Origin of the sequence: Duganella sp. 3397, assembly GCF_031456625.1 — a bacterium.
Classification (GTDB): Bacteria; Pseudomonadota; Gammaproteobacteria; order Burkholderiales; family Burkholderiaceae_D; genus Rugamonas; species Rugamonas phyllosphaerae.
In genome coordinates this window covers 170,210-187,221 of the sequence record NZ_JAVDVB010000005.1, presented here as the reverse complement: position 1 = coordinate 187,221, position 17,012 = coordinate 170,210, and the positions used below count along the sequence as shown (strand labels likewise).

Sequence of the window (17,012 nt, the reverse complement as noted above, 5' to 3'; positions counted from 1 at the left end):
GAGGATCGTCATGGAAACCAAATGGCTCGAAGACTTCATCTCGCTGGTGGAGACCAATAACTTCAGCCGCTCGGCGGCGCTGCGCCATGTCACGCAGCCGGCGTTTTCGCGCCGCATCCAGTCGCTGGAAAACTGGCTCGGCACCGACCTGGTGGACCGCACGTCGTATCCCACGCGCTTGACGCCTGCCGGCATCGTGTTCTACGAGCAGGCGCTCGAGATGCTGGCGCAAATTAACGGCGCGCGCGACATGCTCCGCTCCAAGCGCGCGGCCGCGCAGAACAGCATCGACCTGGCCGTGCCGCACACGCTCTCGCTTACTTTCGTGCCCAAGTGGCTCACCGCGCTGGAGACGGACTTTGCGCCGATCAACAGCCGGCTGATGGCCGTCAATGTCCACGACGCCGTGCTGCAACTGGTGGAAGGCGGCTGCGACCTGCTGCTGTGCTACCACCATCCGCGCCAGCCGGTGCAGCTCGACCCGTCGCGCTACGACATGCTGGTGCTGGGCCGCGAGTCGCTGCGCGCCTACGCCCGCTGCGACAAGAACCGCGTGCCGGAATTCGTGCTGCCCGGCACCCGCAAGGCGCCGCTGCCCTTCCTTTCCTACACCAACAACGCCTACCTGGGCCGCATGGTGGAACTGATCCTCGGCGACGCCAAGCCGCCGCTGCACCTCGAACCGCACTACGAAACCGACATGGCCGAGGGGCTAAAGATGATGGCGCTGGAAGGCCGCGGCATCGCCTTCCTGCCCGAGTCTGCGGTCACCCGCGAGCTCAAACAAAAGCAGCTGGCGCGGGCCGACAACCACAGCGCCGACTGGGAGATCGAAATGGACATCCGCCTGTACCGCGAAAAGCCCTCCACCCAGCGGCGCGGCAAGGCCATCGTGGGCCGCCTGTGGGATTTTCTCGAGCAGCGCCAGAACGACAAGGCACCGCGCCGGCGCGCGCCAGTTTCAGAAAGGTAGTAAAAATATCGTAACTATGCGTCTTTTGCATAACCGAATGCGCAGACGGCATTGGCCGCTCCTGCGGTGCAGTCCTATGATTCGACACACCGGAACAACGCCAAAAGCCTGGTTCCCACAACACGAATTCTCGACGAATCCACAGGAGCACACGCATGACCACCGCGCACCAGCAGCACGTACTGCCTTCCTACCTCAATCCCGACGACCTGGGTCCATGGGGCGTCTACCTGCAGCAGATCGACCGCGTGACGCCGCACCTCGGCTCGTTGTCGCGCTGGGTGGAAACCCTCAAGCGCCCCAAGCGCATCCTGACCGTGGACGTGCCGATCGAGCGTGACGACGGCACCATCTCGCACTACGAGGGTTACCGCGTGCAGCACAATATGTCGCGTGGTCCGGGCAAGGGCGGCGTGCGTTTTCACCAGGACGTGACGCTGTCGGAAGTGATGGCGCTGTCAGCGTGGATGACGGTGAAAAATGCGGCGGTCAACGTGCCCTACGGCGGCGCCAAGGGCGGTATCCGGGTCGATCCGAAAACCTTGTCGCGCAACGAACTGCAACGCCTGACGCGCCGCTACACCAGCGAAATCAGCCTGATCATCGGACCGAACAAGGATATCCCGGCGCCCGACGTCAACACCAACGAACAGGTGATGGCCTGGATGATGGACTCGTACGCCATGATCGAAGGTAATCTGTCCACCGGCGTGGTGACCGGCAAACCGATCTCGCTCGGTGGCTCGCTGGGCCGCCGCGAAGCGACCGGCCGTGGCGTGTTCGTGGTGGGCCGCGAAGCCGCCGCGCAGCGCGGCGTGGCCATCGAAGGCGCCCGCGTCGCCATCCAGGGTTTCGGTAACGTGGGCGGCGTGGCCGGCACCATGTTCTCCGATGCCGGCGCCAAGGTGATCGCAGTGCAGGACCACAACGGCACCGTCGTCCACCAGGGCGGCCTCGATATCGCCCAATTGCACAAGCACGTGGCGGAAGTGGGCAGCGTGGCCGGTTTCCCCGGCGCCGAAGCGTTCCTGGACCGCGATGCGTTCTGGGACATCGAGTCCGACATCCTGATTCCGGCCGCGCTGGAACAGCAAATCACGGCGGACAACGCCCCGCGCATCCGCACCAAGATCATCCTGGAAGGCGCCAACGGCCCGACCACGCCGGAAGCGGACGACATCCTGACCGACAAGGACGTGCTGATCGTGCCGGATGTGCTGGCTAACGCCGGCGGCGTAACTGTGTCATACTTCGAATGGGTACAGGACTTCTCGAGCTTCTTCTGGAGCGAGGACGAAATCAACGCCCGCCTGACGCACATCATGCAAGACGCCTTCAAGTCTGTATGGGCCGTGTCGCAGGAGAAGAAGGTAACGCTGCGCACCGCGACCTTCATTCTCGCCTGCACCCGGGTGCTGCAGGCCCGCGAAGTTCGCGGTCTGTACCCTTGATGTAAAGAACAGCTTCACATTGCGCCTGCACCGGTTCACGCCCGTGCAGGCGTTTTTCGCTTTAAAAATAATAATTTATACATACACGATAAGGAAACCATGAGCACCATTGAACAGAAGGCACTGGCATACCACCGTGCCGGCCGCGCCGGCAAGATCGCCATCGAAGTGACCAAGAGCGTCGCCACCCAGGAAGACCTGGCGCTGGCTTACTCGCCGGGCGTGGCTGCACCGTGCATGGAAATAGCCCGCGAGCCGGCCAAGGCCTACGAGTACACCGCCAAGCGCAACCTGGTGGGCGTAATCACCAACGGTTCGGCGGTGCTCGGCCTCGGTAACATCGGCGCGCTGGCCGGCAAGCCGGTCATGGAAGGCAAAGTGGTCCTGTTCAAGAAGTTCGCCGGCATCGACGCCTTCGACATCGAAATCGACGAAAGCGATCCCGACAAGCTGGTCGAGATCATCGCCTCGCTGCACCCTACTTTCGGCGGCATCAACCTCGAAGACATCAAGGCGCCCGAGTGCTTCTACATCGAGCGCAAGCTGCGCGAACGCCTGCCGATCCCGGTCTTCCATGACGACCAGCACGGCACCGCCATCGTCGTCGGCGCCGGCATGCTCAACGCCATCGAGATGACCGGCCGCGATATCGCCACGGTGAAAATCGTGTGCTCGGGCGCCGGCGCCGCTGCCATGGCCTGCCTGGAACTGCTGGTGGACCTGGGCGCGCAAAAGCACAACATCTTCGTTTGCGACAGCAAGGGCGTGCTGTCCACCGTGCGTCCGCTCGACGGCGAAAAACTCGAATGGGCGCGCGAAACCTCGTTCACCACCCTGTCCGAAGTGATGGCTGGCGCCGACGTGTTCCTCGGTGTGTCCGGTCCGGGCGTGCTGTCGCAGGCCGACATCGTGGCCATGAATCCGCACCCGATCGTCTTCACGCTGGCCAATCCGGAACCGGAACTGCGCCCGGAACTGGTGCGCGAAGTGGCGCCGGACGCCATCATCGCCACCGGCCGCTCGGACTATCCGAACCAGATCAACAACGCGCTGTGCTTCCCCTACCTGTTCCGCGCGGCGCTCGATTGCGGCGCCTCGACCATCAACCAGGAAATGAAGCGCGCCTGCGTGGTGGCCCTGGCCGACATGGCCCGCTCGGACGCGCGCTTCGGCAAGGACTACGTGGTGCCAGGCCTCCTGGACCCGCGCCTGCTGCGCGGCGTCACGCCGAAAATCGCCACCGCAGCGTACCGCAGCGGCGTGGCCCGCAAAGAGCTGATCGAGTCGGAGTACGCGGACGACCTGGTTGAACTGGGCGAATCGCTGATCTAAGCTGTCGTTATCGCACCTGCGCCGTGCCGCTCAGCGCGGCAAGGCGCAGGTGCGCAAACCGACGAACATGTCGTCACGCTCCGGCGTGTAAAAATTGCGAAAGCGCGGCGAGATAAACCGCGCGGGCGTGGCGAACGACGCGCCGCGCAGCACCTGGTGGCTGGAAAACCACGGCTGCGAATACTCGCGGTAGCGGTCCGGCTCGAAGCCCGGGTAAGGCTCGAACGGCGTTGCCGTCCACTCCCATAACTGGCCCCAGCGAAACGCCGGGTGGCCCGATACCGCAGCGAACTCCCATTCCGCCTCCGTCGGCAAACGCCGTCCCGCCCAGGCACAGTAGGCCAGTGCTTCGTGCAGGGTGATGTGCCGCACCGGCTCGGCGCCGTCGAGGTCCGCCAACTGTCCGAAGCGCACGGTGCGCCACTGGGCGCCATCGCGTTGCCAGTAGCGTGGCGCGCTGCGGTCCTGGCGCAGCAGCCAAGCGGCGCCTTCCTGGTTCCAGAACTGTCGGTTGTCATACCCGCCGTCATCGACGAACGAGGCGAATTGGGCGTTGGTTACCAGGGTGCTGTCGATGGCGAACGGCTTGATGTCGAACCGGTGCGGCTGGCGTTCGTTGTCGAACACGAAACCAGGCCCCGATGCCGGGGCGCCCAGCTCGAATGCCGCGCCGGTGAAGCCGATCTCCGATGGCGCGTAGCCCGGCTTTGGCGTAAAGTTCGTCGGCAGCAGGTCGTGCGGCGCGGCCAGCCCCAGCGTCTGCAAGGTGTAGTACAAGGCTTCGCCGTGCATGTCTTCGTGCGCCAGCGCCAGCCGGTACGGGTACAGCGCGGCATCGTCGTGCGGTTCGCGCGCGAGCTTGTCGAGCACCCGGTCGAGCACCTCGTGACAATAGGTCTTCAGCTGCGCGGCAGGCGGCAAGTCCAGTGTCCAGCGGCTACGGTGCGGCACCAGCGCCGAATCGAACCAGTCGTCGCCGCGCGTGAGCAGGCAGTTGCCGTTGCCATCGGCCGGGTGGCTGGACGTGGCCTCGCGCAGGATGAACCATTCGGCGAACCAGGCGGTGTGGCCGATTTCCCACAGCGGCGGATTAATCGTGCTCAGGTACGGCACGCGCGCGGGCGCATCCATGCCGGCGGCGGCAAAGCAGTCGAACAGCCGCAGCGTATAATCGCGGGCCAGCTTCAACGACTGCGCGAGCTGGTGCGGCGTGGCGGTGCGAAACGAACAGGGACTGGTATTCATGCGGCGATTGTAACGGGAAAATCTTTGATGCCACGACAGCATATCTGGATCGCCGGCCCCGCTGCGGCGGGCGCCAACAACGGTAACTGGCAAAGCGCCAGCCGCTGGGCCAGGTTTTTGCGCACGCGTTACCGGGTGACGCTGGCGCAGCAGTGGCCGGGCGCCAGCACCGAGGCGCCACCCGACCTGCTGATCGCGCTGCACGCGCGCCGCTCGGCGCCATCACTCGATGCGTGGACGCGCGCCTTTCCCGACCGCCCTTCCCTGCTGCTATTGACCGGCACCGACCTGTATCGCGACATCGCGATCGATGCCGACGCCCAGCGCTCGCTGATGCAGGCCACCGTGCTGGTGCTGCTGCAACCGGCCGGCCGCACGCTGCTGCCAGCAGCGCTGCGCGCCGGCGCCCACGTGATCTACCAGTCCGCGCCCGCGCTCAAGCCGCTGCCGGCCGCGACGCGGCGCCACTTCGACATCGCCATGGTGGGCCACCTGCGCCATGAAAAAGATCCGCTCACCTTCATGCGCGCCGCAACACTGGTGCAGGCGCCTGCCGCGCGCCTGGTCCATATCGGTGGCGTGCTGGAAGCGGAGCTGGCCGAGGCCGCGCAAGCGACCGCTGCGCAGCAGCCGCGCTACCGCTGGCTGGGCGCCATGGAACATGCGGCCACCCGCCAGCGTCTGAAACGCTGCCACGCAATGGCGCTCACTTCGCACATGGAGGGCGGCGCCAACGTCATCATCGAGGCGATAACGGCCGCTGTGCCGGTGCTGGCAAGCGACATCAACGGCAACCGCGGCATGCTGGGCGACGACTACGCCGGCTATTTTCCGGCGGGCGACGCCGCCGCGCTGGCGCGGCTGATCGACCGCACCATCGAAGAACCCCACTTCTACCAGCGGCTGCGCGACCAGTGCGCGGCGCGCGCGCCATTGTTTGCGCCAGCGGCCGAGCGGGCAGCATTGCTCGAGTTGGTGGATAATCTGCTGAACCCCCATCAAGGAACCAATCCATGAGCAACGACGCTATCAAACTGACCTCCTTTTCGCACGGCGGCGGCTGCGGCTGCAAGATCGCGCCCGGCGTGCTGTCCGAGATCCTCAAGAATTCCAGCGGCTTCCCGGTGCCGAAAGAGCTGCTGGTCGGGATCGAGACCGCCGACGATGCGGCCGTGTACCTGCTCAACGACGAGCAGGCGCTGATCGCCACCACCGATTTCTTCATGCCCATCGTCGACGACCCGTACGACTTCGGCCGCATCGCCGCCACCAACGCCATCTCCGACGTGTATGCAATGGGCGGCACGCCGATCATGGCGCTGGCGCTGGTCGGCATGCCGATCAATAAGCTGCCGGTGGAGACCATCGGCCAGATCATCAAGGGCGGCGAATCGATTTGCGCCGAAGCGGGCATTCCGATCGCCGGCGGCCACACCATCGATTCGGTGGAGCCGATCTACGGCCTGGTGGTGATGGGCCTGATCCACCCGTCGAAAATCAAGCGCAACGCCGATGCGCGCGCCGGCGATGTGCTCATCCTGGGCAAGCCGCTGGGCGTGGGGGTGCTGTCGGCCGCGCTCAAGAAAGACCAGCTCGATGCGGACGGCTATGCGGCCATGATCGCCAACACCACCAAGCTCAACAAGCCAGGCAAGGCGCTGTCCGACATGGCCGGCGTGCACGCGATGACCGACGTCACCGGCTTCGGCTTGCTGGGCCACCTGCTGGAGCTGGCGCGCGGCGCCAAGCTCGAGGCGCAGCTGGACATGGACGCAATTCCGCTGCTGCCGGGCGTGGAGCAACTGGCCGCCGACGGCTACTTCACCGGTGCGTCGGGCCGCAACTGGGAGGCCTACGGCAAGGACGTCGACCTGGCGCCGACGATTTCCGCCGCGCGCCACGCGCTGCTGACCGACCCGCAAACCTCGGGCGGCCTGCTGGTGTCGTGCGATGCGTCCAGCGTCGCTGACGTGCTGGCGCTGTTTGCGCGCGAAGGCTTTGGCGACGCGGCTGTTATTGGCCGCATGGCGGACGGCGCACCACGCGTGAAAGTCAACTAAACCGTCCGTTTCCCGTCCACCGAAGTCAAGGAGCAGGTATGGCGCCGACCAGGTTGTTTCTGCATTATTTGGCGCAGCTGAAAAAGCTGCTGACGATGGCCGAGCAATTTGATCCCGGCGTGGGCAGCCGGCGCCTGCATCCCACCATGTTTCCGCTATTGCAGCAGGCGCGCACGGCGATTGGTTTTACCTTGCGCAGCACCTGTCCGCTCGCCGGCCGTGAGATCGTCTCGTTCGGCACCGACCACGACAGTTTTGCCAGCGTGCACGCGCAGCTCGATGCCACCGCCGCTTACCTGGCGGCGATTCCCGATGCGGATTTTGTCACGCCAGTGCCGCCTGTCGCCACGACCGCCGGGTTTGCTGGCCTGGCGCTCGAGAGTGACGAGTATTTTCTGATGTACGCGGTGCCCAATTTCTTTTTCCATTATTCGATGGTGTATGCGATTGCGCGCCAGGCCGGGGTGGCGGTGGGCAAAGCGAATTTCGATGGCTTTCACCACTACCCGTCCGGCTTCTCGTTCGAGTCCGCGTAACAAATCCTTGACAGCGGGGCTTGCAATCTCGTACATTTAGGTCATGACTTCGCATCTGCACCTATCCGCTTTCCTGCTGCCGTACGCTAGCGCCCTATCGCTAGCGGCGCGCCTGCTAGCACGCGCTTAATCAAGCGCTTCAGCTGTACCCGTGTCGGCCATAAGCCACACAGTCTCCCAAACCCAGGAAAGTTTGCACCGATGTTGACCCCGGCCACCCATGCTCCATCCCGCACCGGCGATTTTTTCGCTAAGCTACTGCTGAAGCTACCGATCGGTTGCCTGGCCTAGCGTTCCGTGGCCGCCCGGCAGCCGCCCGCCACACCGCGCCAGCCATCCGCCGGCACAGCACTTTCCAAACATTCGAGACCCAGGAGCACCCCATGATGTTGCAGAACCCAGCAGCGAAATATCGCGCCTTCCCCGCCATCCAGTTGTCGGATCGTCAATGGCCCAACAACGTGATCAGCAAGCCGCCGATCTGGATGAGCACCGACCTGCGCGACGGCAACCAGGCGCTGATCGAGCCGATGAGCATCGAGAAAAAGCTGCGCTTCTTCGACCTCCTGATCAAGGTGGGCCTCAAGGAAATCGAAGTGGGCTTCCCGTCCGCCTCGCAAACCGATTTCGATTTCGTGCGCCGCCTGGTGGAAGAAAAACGCATTCCCGACGACGTCACCATCATCGTGCTGACCCAGTCGCGTGACGAGCTGATTCGCCGCACCGTGGAATCGGCCGTGGGCGCCAAGCGCGCCATCATTCACCTGTACAACTCGGTGGCGCCGGTGTTCCGCAAGGTGGTGTTCGGCATGTCGCGTGAAGAAATCACCAACATCGCCACCACCGGCACCAAGCTGGTCAAGGAATTGATCAAGCAGCACCCGCAAACCGACTGGGGTTTCGAATACACGCCGGAATCGTTCTCCACCACCGAGCTCGATTTCTCCAAGCATATCTGCGACGCCGTCACCGCCATCTGGGAGCCGACGCCGCAGAACAAGATGATCATCAACCTGCCATCGACGGTCGAGTGCAGCACGCCCAATATCTACGCCGACCAGATCGAGTGGATGTCGCGCAAACTGGCCCGCCGTGATTCGCTGATCATCAGCGTGCACCCGCATAACGACCGCGGCACCGCCGTGGCGTCGGCCGAGCTGGCCGTGATGGCGGGCGCCGACCGCATCGAAGGCTGTTTGTTCGGTAACGGCGAGCGCACCGGCAACGTCGACCTGGTCACCCTGGCGCTCAACCTGTACACGCAAGGCGTGCACCCGGGCCTCGATTTCTCCGACATCGACGAAGTGCGCAAGTGCGTGGAAGAATGCAACCAGTTGCCGGTGCACCCGCGCCACCCTTACGTGGGCGACCTGGTCTTCACGGCCTTCTCCGGCTCGCACCAGGATGCGATCAAAAAAGGCTTTGCGCAGCAGAAGGATGGCGCGCTGTGGGAAATTCCGTACTTGCCGATCGACCCGGCCGACCTGGGCCGCAGCTACGATGCCGTCATCCGCGTCAACAGCCAGTCGGGCAAGGGCGGCATGGCTTATTTGCTGGAACAGGACTACGGCCTGGTGTTGCCGCGCCGCCTGCAAATCGAATTCTCGCGCGCAGTGCAAGCCGTGGCCGACCAGACCGGCCTGGAAATCACTGCCGACGGCATTTACGAGATCTTCAGCCGCGAGTACTTCGAGCAGAACCAGCCGTACGCCTACCAGTCGCACAAGATGGTGGAAGACACCACCAGCGACGAGCCGGTGCAGATCGATGTCGCCCTCGCCCACCGCGATGCCGCCGTATCGCTCAAGGGCGCCGGCAACGGTCCGATCGACGCGTTTGTCGATGCGCTGGGCCTCGATATCAAGCTGATGGACTACCACGAGCACTCGATCGGCTCGGGCGCCAACGCCAAGGCGGCGTGCTACGTGGAACTGCGCCTGGCCAACGGTCCGACCCTGTTCGGCGCGGCCACCGACAGCAATATCCTGACAGCCTCGTTCAAGGCGGTGCTGAGCGCGGTGAACCGCCAGCTCAACGCGATCGAGGCAGCGCAGGCCAAGGACGCCATCGCTGCCTGATCAGGCCGGTAATATTGTCTAGATCGTCTGGTCGAAGCCGGACGATGCCACCGACGAGAGCAGATCGCTCTCGTCTTTTTCATTGGTCAGCTTCTTGTCCATCAGGATATCGTCGTACGGCACGCCATCGACGATCAGCGCGCAGTGCTCGCGGCCATACACCTTGAACCCCAGCGACTCGTACAGGTGGATCGCGGCGGCATTGCCGACCGTGACCGCCAGCGTGACCTTGGTCACGCCCTCCATGGTGGCAATACACTCCATGGCCTGGTTCATCAGCTGGCGTCCCACGCCGGTGCCGCGATACGCCATATCAACCTGCATGCCCCGGATGAAGGCCTTGTGGCGCAGCTTGATCTGCGCTTCGCGCCCCACTCCCACCATGCCCACCAGGCGGTCGCCATCGAAGGCGCCGAATCGGTTGCGACCGGCTTCGGACGCAAAATACGCTTCCGTGACCGACAGCGGCGTATTGCATTCCTCTTCATAGCTGGAAGTAAAGGCGTTGGGGGTTTCTCGCAGGCCGGACAGGCGCAGTGACTGGAACGCTGCCGAGTCCGCAGGAGTTAAGCGTCGGATGTGAATAGGCATGGTAAGAAGTAAAGTAAATGATTGAAAGCGATTGAAAAGATGATTAAATTATCATTTACTTGATTAACAATAGCAAGCGAACGGGCGCGAAAGAGCGAGCGTTGCCCCGCTTTCGGTGAGAATACTCGTCAATTTGAGTGATAGTACGTAGCGCGTGCTCAGTGTTGGCGCGCCAGACGCAATCCCGTGAACTGCCAGCGGGCGCCGGCGGGGAAGAAATTGCGGTAGGTGGCACGCGTGTGGCCGTCAGGGGTGGCGCACGAAGAGCCGCGCAGCACGTACTGGTTCAACATGAACTTGCCGTTGTATTCGCCCAGCGCACCGGGCGCGACCTGGAAACCAGGATACGGCGCGTAGCTGCTGCTGGTCCATTGCCAGCAGTGGCCGAACATCTGCTGCAATTGCGTCGATGCAGAGGCGACTTCCCATTCAGCTTCGGTGGGCAGGCGTGCGCCGGCCCAGTGGGCATAGGCATCGGCCTCGAACAGCGACAGGTGGGTGGCGGGACGGTCAAGGTCGAGCGGTTGCGCGCCGTGCAGCGTGAACTCGGTCCAGGCGCCCTGCTCGTCCTGGTACCAGTAGAACGGCGCCTTGACGCCTTGCGTGCGTACCCAGTCCCAGCCTTCCGCCAGCCACAGCGCGGCATTGAAATAGCCGCCGGCGGCGACAAAGGCCAGGTACTCGCCGTTGGTGACCAGGCGCGAGGCCAGCTGGAACGGCGCCACGTACTGCTTGTGGCGTGGCAGTTCGTTGTCGAAGCAAAAGCCGTCGCCTGCATGGCCGATCTCGGCGAGGCCACCTTCAAAATTTACCCATGCCACTGGCGCTGCCGTCGGTTCGACCGCACGCGGCGCGTCGAGGTACGCCGGCAGCAAGGCGCTTTGCGCCAGCAGGTGCTTGACGTCGGTGAGTATCAATTCCTGGTGCTGCTGTTCGTGCTGCAGGCCCAGCGTGATCAACATCTCGAGCACGGCGCGCTGCTCCGCATCGAGTTCGGCCGCCAGCAGGCGCGCCATGCGCGCATCGACATCGGCGCGGTAGGCGCGCACCTGCGCCATCGCCGGCCGCGTGAGCAGGCCGCGCTGGGCGCGCGGATGCTTGTCCCCCACGCCGTTGTAGTACGAATTGAACAGCACCCGGAACGCCGGGTGGAATGGCGCAAAATCCGGCTCCATGCGCTCGAGGATGAAGGTCTCGAAGAACCAGGTAGTGTGCGCCATGTGCCACTTGACCGGGCTGGCGTCGGGCATCGATTGCGCGCCGCAGTCCTCGTCGGACAGCGGCGCGGCCAGCGCCAGCGTGTGGGCGCGCACCGCGCTGTAACGGGCGTCCAAAGGCATATCGGTCAGTTGCGGCGGGCGCATGTCCATCAGGATTCCTCAGTCGGGGATGACGCGGGCGTGGATCACGGCGAACCAGTTGTTCTCGTCGGTCCATACCCGGTTGGTGGCAAAGCCGGCTTGTTCGAGCAGGCTGACAAACGACTGCCGCGTGTATTTATAACTGTCTTCGGTGTGGATGCGCTCACCGCTGTCGAAGTGGCGCTCGTGGCCGGCCCACCGCACGGTAACGGCGCTGCGCGCCTCGAGGTGCATTTCGATGCGCCTGGCGTGCGGGTTGAAGAAAGCGTGGTGCTGCCAGTCGCGCACATTGAAGTCGGCGCCGACCAGGTGGTTCACATGGCGCAGCATGTTCAAGTTGAAGGCGGCGGTGACGCCGATGGCATCGTCATAGGCCGCATCAAGCACCGCGCTGTCTTTCACCAGATCGACGCCGATCAAAAGGCCGCCGTCGTCGCCGGCATTGGCGCGCAGGCCGCGCAAGAAGGCGATGGCCTGCTCCGGCGAAAAATTACCGATCGACGAGCCGGGGTAGAAAAACAGGCGGCGTTTGGCGCGCACGCTGTCGGGCAGCGCAAAGCCGCCGGAAAAGTCGAGCCCCAGCGGCGTCATCTCGATGTGCGGGAAGCGCTGCTGCAGGCGCGTGACCGACTCGGTGAGGAAGTCGCGCGAGATATCGACCGGCACGTACTGCGCCGGTTGCAGCAGCGGGAACAGGCCGGCCGCCTTGGCGCAATTGCCCGCGCCCAGGTCGATCAGCGAGACGCCGGTGCCGATATCGTGCGCCATGGCCGCGCCATGGACGTCGAAAATCGCCGCCTCGGTACGGGTTGGATAGTATTCGGGCAGCTCGCAGATCGCTTCGAACAGCCGGGAACCGAGGCTGTCGTAAAGGAACTTGGGAGAAGTATGGGCCTCGTTGGCCAGCAGGCCGGCGGAAATTTCGGCGATCACGGCGGCGCTGCCATGCGCGCGCGCGGGAAGTTCCGTGCGGGTTGTATGCATATGTTGCTCTGCCTTTAGGGGTAATGCCGGTCTGCACGAGGCCCATGGGGCGAGAGCCGACTTTTTGTTATCATAGCCGAATCTGCATTCTTTCGCGGCACGCACAAAAACACTGTGCGGCGTTTCACCCAACTCACCCATAGGCCTTTCCACATGAAATTTTCTTCCTTGAGCACCATTAAATCGGTGCTGGCCGCCGGCCTGCTGGTTACCGCCGCCTTTGCCCAAGCGCAATCGGCCAATGGCGTGTTCCGCGTGTCCGCGATTCCGGATGAATCCCCGACCGAACTGCAGCGCAAGTTCAAGCCGCTGGGCGACTACCTGGAAAAGAAAATCGGCATGAAGGTGGAATTCACCCCGGTGACCGACTACGCCGCCTCGGTCGAAGCGCTGATCAACAAGAAGGTGGACATGGTGTGGTTCGGCGGCTTCACCTTCGTGCAAGCGAAAGAACGCAGCAAGAACCAGGTGACGCCGCTGGTGCAGCGCGCCGAAGATGAAAAATTCCGCTCGGTGTTCATCACCACCCAGAAAGACATCAATAAACTCGAAGACCTGAAAGGCCATACGTTCACCTTCGGTTCGGAATCTTCCACGTCGGGCCACCTGATGCCACGCTCGTTCATGCTGGCCGCCAAGATCAATCCCGACACCGACTTGAAGCGCATCGCCTTCTCCGGCCAGCACGACTCCACCGTGGCAGCGGTTGCCGGCGGCAAGGTCGATGCGGGCGCCCTGAATATCTCGGTCTGGGAAAAACTGGTCGCCGAGAAAAAGGTCGACCCGGCCGTGGTGCGCGTGTTCTACACCACGCCTGGCTACTACGACTACAACTGGAGCGTGCGTACCGACATGAACGCGGACCTCAAGAAGAAGCTGACCGATGCCTTCCTGGCGCTCGATCCGAAGAACCCGCAGGACAAGGTGATCATGGACCTGCAACGCGCATCGAAGTTCATCCCGACCAGGGCTGAAAACTACACCGCCATCGAAGCTGCCGCGCAAAACGCCGGCCTGCTGAAGAAGTAATCCGCAGCCATCCACACAGTCCTGCATGCCGACCTACCATTTGCACCGCCTGACGGTGCGCCATCGCGGCGCCTCGTCAGGTGCGCCAACAGGCGACCCCCTGCCCGCACTGCGCGATCTCTCGCTCACCATCGAACAGGGGGAGCAACTGGCATTGATCGGCCCCTCGGGCGCCGGCAAGACCACCTTGCTGGCCACCCTGGCGTGTGCGCAGCAGCCCTATGGGGGCACTTTTACCATCTTCGACCAAGACCCGTGGGCGCTCGGCAATGCTGCGCGCCACCGGCTGCGCGCGCGCCTGTTCCTGGCGCCGCAAACGCCGCCGCTGCCGCCGCGCCAGCGCGTGGTGACGGCGGTGCTGGCCGCGCACCTGCCGCAGTGGAGCATCTGGCGCGCACTGGCCTCGCTGTTCAAACCGGCCGATCCGCAGGCGGCGTGGCAGGCGCTGTCGCGCTTTAACCTCGGCGATAAACTTTACTCGCGCGTGGACCGCCTGTCGGGCGGCGAACGCCAGCGCTGCGGCCTGGCGCGCCTGCTGCTCGCACCGGCCGAAGCGCTGCTGGTGGACGAGCCGCTGTCCGCGCTCGACCCGGTGCTGTCCGAACTCACCCTCACGACGTTGCGCGAAGAAGCGGCCGCCCGCAACGCCACCCTGGTGTGCAGCCTGCACCAGGTGGAGCTGGCGCTGGCGCATTTTCCGCGCATCGTCGCGCTGCGCGCCGGCTGCATCGTCTTCGATCTGCCGCGCGCGCAGGTCACGCCGCAGATGATCGCCGAACTGTACCAGGGCGAATCCACCACGCCGGCGCCGGCAGCGCCGTTGGAGCCGCAGGCCATGCTGGTCAAACCCGGCGCCGGCGCCTGCCTGTGACCGCGACGGCCCGCCCCGTGTCGGTGCAGTTGCCCGCCCATCTGCACCGCGACCCGGCGTGGCGCGGCCGCGTCATGGCCTGCCTGCTGGCGCTTGCCATCCTTTGGCCAATGCTGGTCCTGAGCGAATTCAAGCCGTGGATACTGTGGGACTGGCAAAGCCTGGCCGCCACCGGCCGCTTCCTGTCCGACTTCCTGGTGCCCGCGCACAGCCCCGAGTTCCTGCAACTGCTGCTGCGCGAAACCTGGCAAACCGTGGCCATTGCCACCGCCGGCCTGGCGCTGGCGCTGGTGGTGGCCATTCCCGCTACCCTCATCATCACCGACCGTCTGTCGATCTCGGCGCTCGGCACCGGCCGCACGCGCCTGCCCGCGCGCCTGCTGCGCCAGGGCGTGCGCTGGCTGTTGATCCTGCTGCGCAGCGTGCCGGAACTGGTCTGGGCGCTGCTGTTCGTGCGCATCATCGGCTTCGGCCCCACGGCCGGGGTGCTGGCCATTGCCCTCACCTACTGCGGCATGCTGGGCAAGGTCTATGCCGAGATTCTCGAATCATCGGACACCCACAGCACTGACACCCTGCTGACCAACGGCAGCGGCAGGCTCGCTGCGCTGTTGTACGGCGCGCTGCCGGAATCGGCCTCCGAACTGATGTCGTACACCGTGTATCGCTGGGAATGCGCGATTCGGGGCTCGGTGGTAATGGGCTTCGTGGGCGCCGGCGGCCTGGGGCAGCGGATGGACGAATCGATGAAGATGATGGCCGGCGCCGAAGTGTCGTCGATGCTGCTGGTGTTCGTGCTGCTGGTCGCGCTGGCCGACCTGTTCTCCAGGATCTTGCGCAGGCGGCTCGGATGAATCAGCATTCCCACATGCCCAAGCCGCCGCCGCGCGACTGGACCATCATCGCGCTGACGGTGCTGCTGGTCGCCCTGGTGGTGGCCAGTTTCGCCTCGCTGCCGCTCAAGTGGCGCGACTTTTTCACGTTCGACGCCATCAACAGCGCTGCCGAACTGCTGGCCGGCTTCGCCCCGCCCGAGACGTCGACGCCGTTCCTGGTCAAGACCGCGTGGGCCACGCTGGAGACCATGTCGATGTCGGCGCTCGGCACGCTGCTGGCGGTGATCGCCGGGCTGGCGCTGGCGCTGCCGGCGTCGGGCCGGCTGGGCCAGGCGCCGCGCGTGCTGGTGCGCGCCCTGCTCAACGTGCTGCGCTCGATACCGGAACTGGTGTGGGCTTCGATCCTCCTGATCGCGGCCGGCCTGGGGCCGTTCGGCGGCACGCTGGCGCTGGCCGCGCACACGGCCGGGGTACTGGGCCGGCTGTTTGCCGATGCGCTGGAAAACGCCGCACCGGGGCCAGAGCAAACGCTGCGCACCAACGGCGCCACCGCCGCTGCGGCGTTTTTCTACGCCACGCTGCCGCAAACGCTGCCGCAAATGCTGTCGTACACGCTGTACCGCTGGGAGAACAATATCCGCGCCGCGGCCATCCTGGGCGTGGTAGGCGCCGGCGGCCTCGGACAAATGCTTAAATACCACCTGTCGCTGTTCCAGATGCAGCAGGCGGCCACCGTCATCATCGCCATGCTGGTGCTGGTCGCCGTGGTGGACGCCGCCAGTTACGCGCTGCGGCGCGCCCTCACACGATAGTCCACTCACCCCGTTAGGTTTTCATGTCCACGCCACTGCTCGAACTGCGCAACCTGTCCAAGTCCTACAACGGCCGCCCGGTGCTGGCCAACCTGTCGTGGACCTTCAGGGCGGGCGAATTCGTCGCCATCATGGGAGACTCGGGCGTGGGCAAGTCCACGCTACTGAACCTGGTCGCCGGCCTCGATACACCAGACGCCGCAGACGGTTCCTCCATCATCATCGACGGCGTGCCGATGGCGGGCCTGGACGACGACGCCGCCACCCGTTTGCGCCGCGCGCGCATGGGTTTCATCTTCCAGGCCTTTCACGTGCTACCGCACCTGACGCTGCTGCAAAACGTGGCGCTGCCGCTCTTGCTCAACGGCCTGCCGGTCGCGCGCGCGGCCGAGATGCTCGACGCCGTGGGACTGGGCGGACGCGGCAACGACTTCCCCCATCAACTGTCCGGCGGCGAGATGCAGCGCGTGGCGATTGCCCGCGCGCTGGCGCACCGTCCGGCCCTGGTGCTGGCCGACGAGCCCACCGGCAACCTCGACCCCGACACCGCCCAGGGCATCCTGGAATTGCTCCGCCGCGAGATCAAGGCGACCGGCGCTTGCGCCATCATGGTCACACATTCGCACATCGCCGCCGAAATGACAGACAAAATCCTACAACTATCGAAATGCGGCATACAGGAAACAACATTTGTCCAGCCATTTGAGCAATAAACAAGATAATTCAATTGTTAAACGCTGCAGTGTTAGTCACAAAGGAGTATGATTTGAACTAACTTGCACGGTTATCAAGAATGTTGAGTAGCGCTCCACATTCAAAGCAATAGTGTGAGCGCTAGCCTTGCTGGGAAGAC

The 17,012-nt window shown here is 64.3% G+C and carries 16 protein-coding genes; 12 read left to right on the top strand and 4 right to left on the bottom strand.

Annotation, left to right across the window (positions count from 1 at the left end):
• Nucleotides 1–10 precede the first annotated feature (10 nt).
• From J2X54_RS17320 to J2X54_RS17310, 3 genes are all read left to right on the top strand, one after another.
• Complete coding sequence (locus J2X54_RS17320; protein WP_070251744.1) at nt 11–973, top strand: LysR family transcriptional regulator; 963 nt, start codon at nt 11–13, stop codon at nt 971–973.
• A gap of 155 nt (nt 974–1,128) precedes the next feature.
• A complete protein-coding gene (locus J2X54_RS17315) occupies nt 1,129–2,424 on the top strand; it encodes a Glu/Leu/Phe/Val dehydrogenase (RefSeq protein ID WP_070251743.1) in 1,296 nt (431 codons plus the stop codon).
• Nucleotides 2,425–2,523: 99 nt separating this feature from the next.
• On the top strand, nt 2,524–3,756 hold the full coding sequence (locus tag J2X54_RS17310; protein WP_070251742.1) for a malic enzyme-like NAD(P)-binding protein: 1,233 nt from the start codon (nt 2,524–2,526) through the stop codon (nt 3,754–3,756).
• Nucleotides 3,757–3,786: 30 nt separating this feature from the next.
• Here J2X54_RS17310 and senA read toward each other — a convergent pair whose 3' ends face one another.
• Nucleotides 3,787–5,001: a selenoneine synthase SenA gene (gene senA / locus J2X54_RS17305; RefSeq protein ID WP_310182275.1), complete on the bottom strand. Its 1,215-nt coding sequence runs from the start codon at nt 4,999–5,001 to the stop codon at nt 3,787–3,789.
• A 27-nt stretch (nt 5,002–5,028) separates the two neighbouring features.
• On the opposite strand from senA, the gene senB reads away from it, so the two are divergent.
• The 4 genes from senB to leuA all read left to right on the top strand — a co-directional run bounded on the left by senB (nt 5,029) and on the right by leuA (nt 9,675).
• Nucleotides 5,029–6,018 carry a selenoneine biosynthesis selenosugar synthase SenB gene (gene senB, locus J2X54_RS17300; RefSeq protein ID WP_310182273.1) on the top strand — a complete coding sequence of 330 codons (990 nt, stop codon included), beginning with the start codon at nt 5,029–5,031 and terminating at the stop codon, nt 6,016–6,018.
• The gene (gene selD, locus J2X54_RS17295) at nt 6,015–7,061 is read left to right on the top strand and encodes a selenide, water dikinase SelD (protein WP_310182271.1); all 1,047 of its coding nucleotides are present in this window, start codon (nt 6,015–6,017) and stop codon (nt 7,059–7,061) included. The genes senB and selD overlap by 4 nt, the downstream gene beginning before the upstream one ends.
• Before the next feature lie 38 nt (nt 7,062–7,099).
• Nucleotides 7,100–7,597 (top strand): DUF1993 family protein, encoded by a 498-nt coding sequence (locus J2X54_RS17290; RefSeq protein WP_310182270.1) that lies wholly within the window; start codon nt 7,100–7,102, stop codon nt 7,595–7,597.
• A 383-nt stretch (nt 7,598–7,980) separates the two neighbouring features.
• Entirely contained in the window at nt 7,981–9,675 is a 1,695-nt protein-coding gene (leuA, locus tag J2X54_RS17285; RefSeq protein ID WP_310182269.1) for a 2-isopropylmalate synthase, read from the top strand.
• 18 nt (nt 9,676–9,693) lie between these two features.
• Here the strand turns inward: leuA and J2X54_RS17280 are convergent, their stop codons facing one another.
• The 3 genes from J2X54_RS17280 to egtD all read right to left on the bottom strand — a co-directional run bounded on the left by J2X54_RS17280 (nt 9,694) and on the right by egtD (nt 12,611).
• The gene (locus tag J2X54_RS17280; protein ID WP_071651698.1) at nt 9,694–10,266 is read right to left on the bottom strand and encodes a GNAT family N-acetyltransferase; all 573 of its coding nucleotides are present in this window, start codon (nt 10,264–10,266) and stop codon (nt 9,694–9,696) included.
• Nucleotides 10,267–10,424: 158 nt separating this feature from the next.
• Nucleotides 10,425–11,636 (bottom strand): ergothioneine biosynthesis protein EgtB, encoded by a 1,212-nt coding sequence (gene egtB, locus J2X54_RS17275; RefSeq protein WP_310182268.1) that lies wholly within the window; start codon nt 11,634–11,636, stop codon nt 10,425–10,427.
• A gap of 9 nt (nt 11,637–11,645) precedes the next feature.
• A complete protein-coding gene (gene egtD / locus J2X54_RS17270; RefSeq protein ID WP_310182266.1) occupies nt 11,646–12,611 on the bottom strand; it encodes an L-histidine N(alpha)-methyltransferase in 966 nt (321 codons plus the stop codon).
• Between the two features lie 153 nt (nt 12,612–12,764).
• Between egtD and J2X54_RS17265 the strand changes: the two genes are divergently transcribed.
• The 5 genes from J2X54_RS17265 (at nt 12,765) to J2X54_RS17245 (ending at nt 16,872) form a co-directional block, all read left to right on the top strand.
• Entirely contained in the window at nt 12,765–13,640 is an 876-nt protein-coding gene (locus tag J2X54_RS17265) for a putative selenate ABC transporter substrate-binding protein (protein WP_310182264.1), read from the top strand.
• A gap of 25 nt (nt 13,641–13,665) precedes the next feature.
• The gene (locus J2X54_RS17260; RefSeq protein ID WP_310182262.1) at nt 13,666–14,511 is read left to right on the top strand and encodes an ATP-binding cassette domain-containing protein; all 846 of its coding nucleotides are present in this window, start codon (nt 13,666–13,668) and stop codon (nt 14,509–14,511) included.
• 74 nt (nt 14,512–14,585) lie between these two features.
• On the top strand, nt 14,586–15,365 hold the full coding sequence (locus J2X54_RS17255; protein ID WP_070251824.1) for an ABC transporter permease: 780 nt from the start codon (nt 14,586–14,588) through the stop codon (nt 15,363–15,365).
• Nucleotides 15,362–16,159 (top strand): phosphonate ABC transporter, permease protein PhnE, encoded by a 798-nt coding sequence (phnE, locus tag J2X54_RS17250; RefSeq protein ID WP_310182261.1) that lies wholly within the window; start codon nt 15,362–15,364, stop codon nt 16,157–16,159. The genes J2X54_RS17255 and phnE overlap by 4 nt, the downstream gene beginning before the upstream one ends.
• Before the next feature lie 23 nt (nt 16,160–16,182).
• Complete coding sequence (locus tag J2X54_RS17245) at nt 16,183–16,872, top strand: ABC transporter ATP-binding protein (protein ID WP_310182260.1); 690 nt, start codon at nt 16,183–16,185, stop codon at nt 16,870–16,872.
• Nucleotides 16,873–17,012 lie beyond the last annotated feature (140 nt).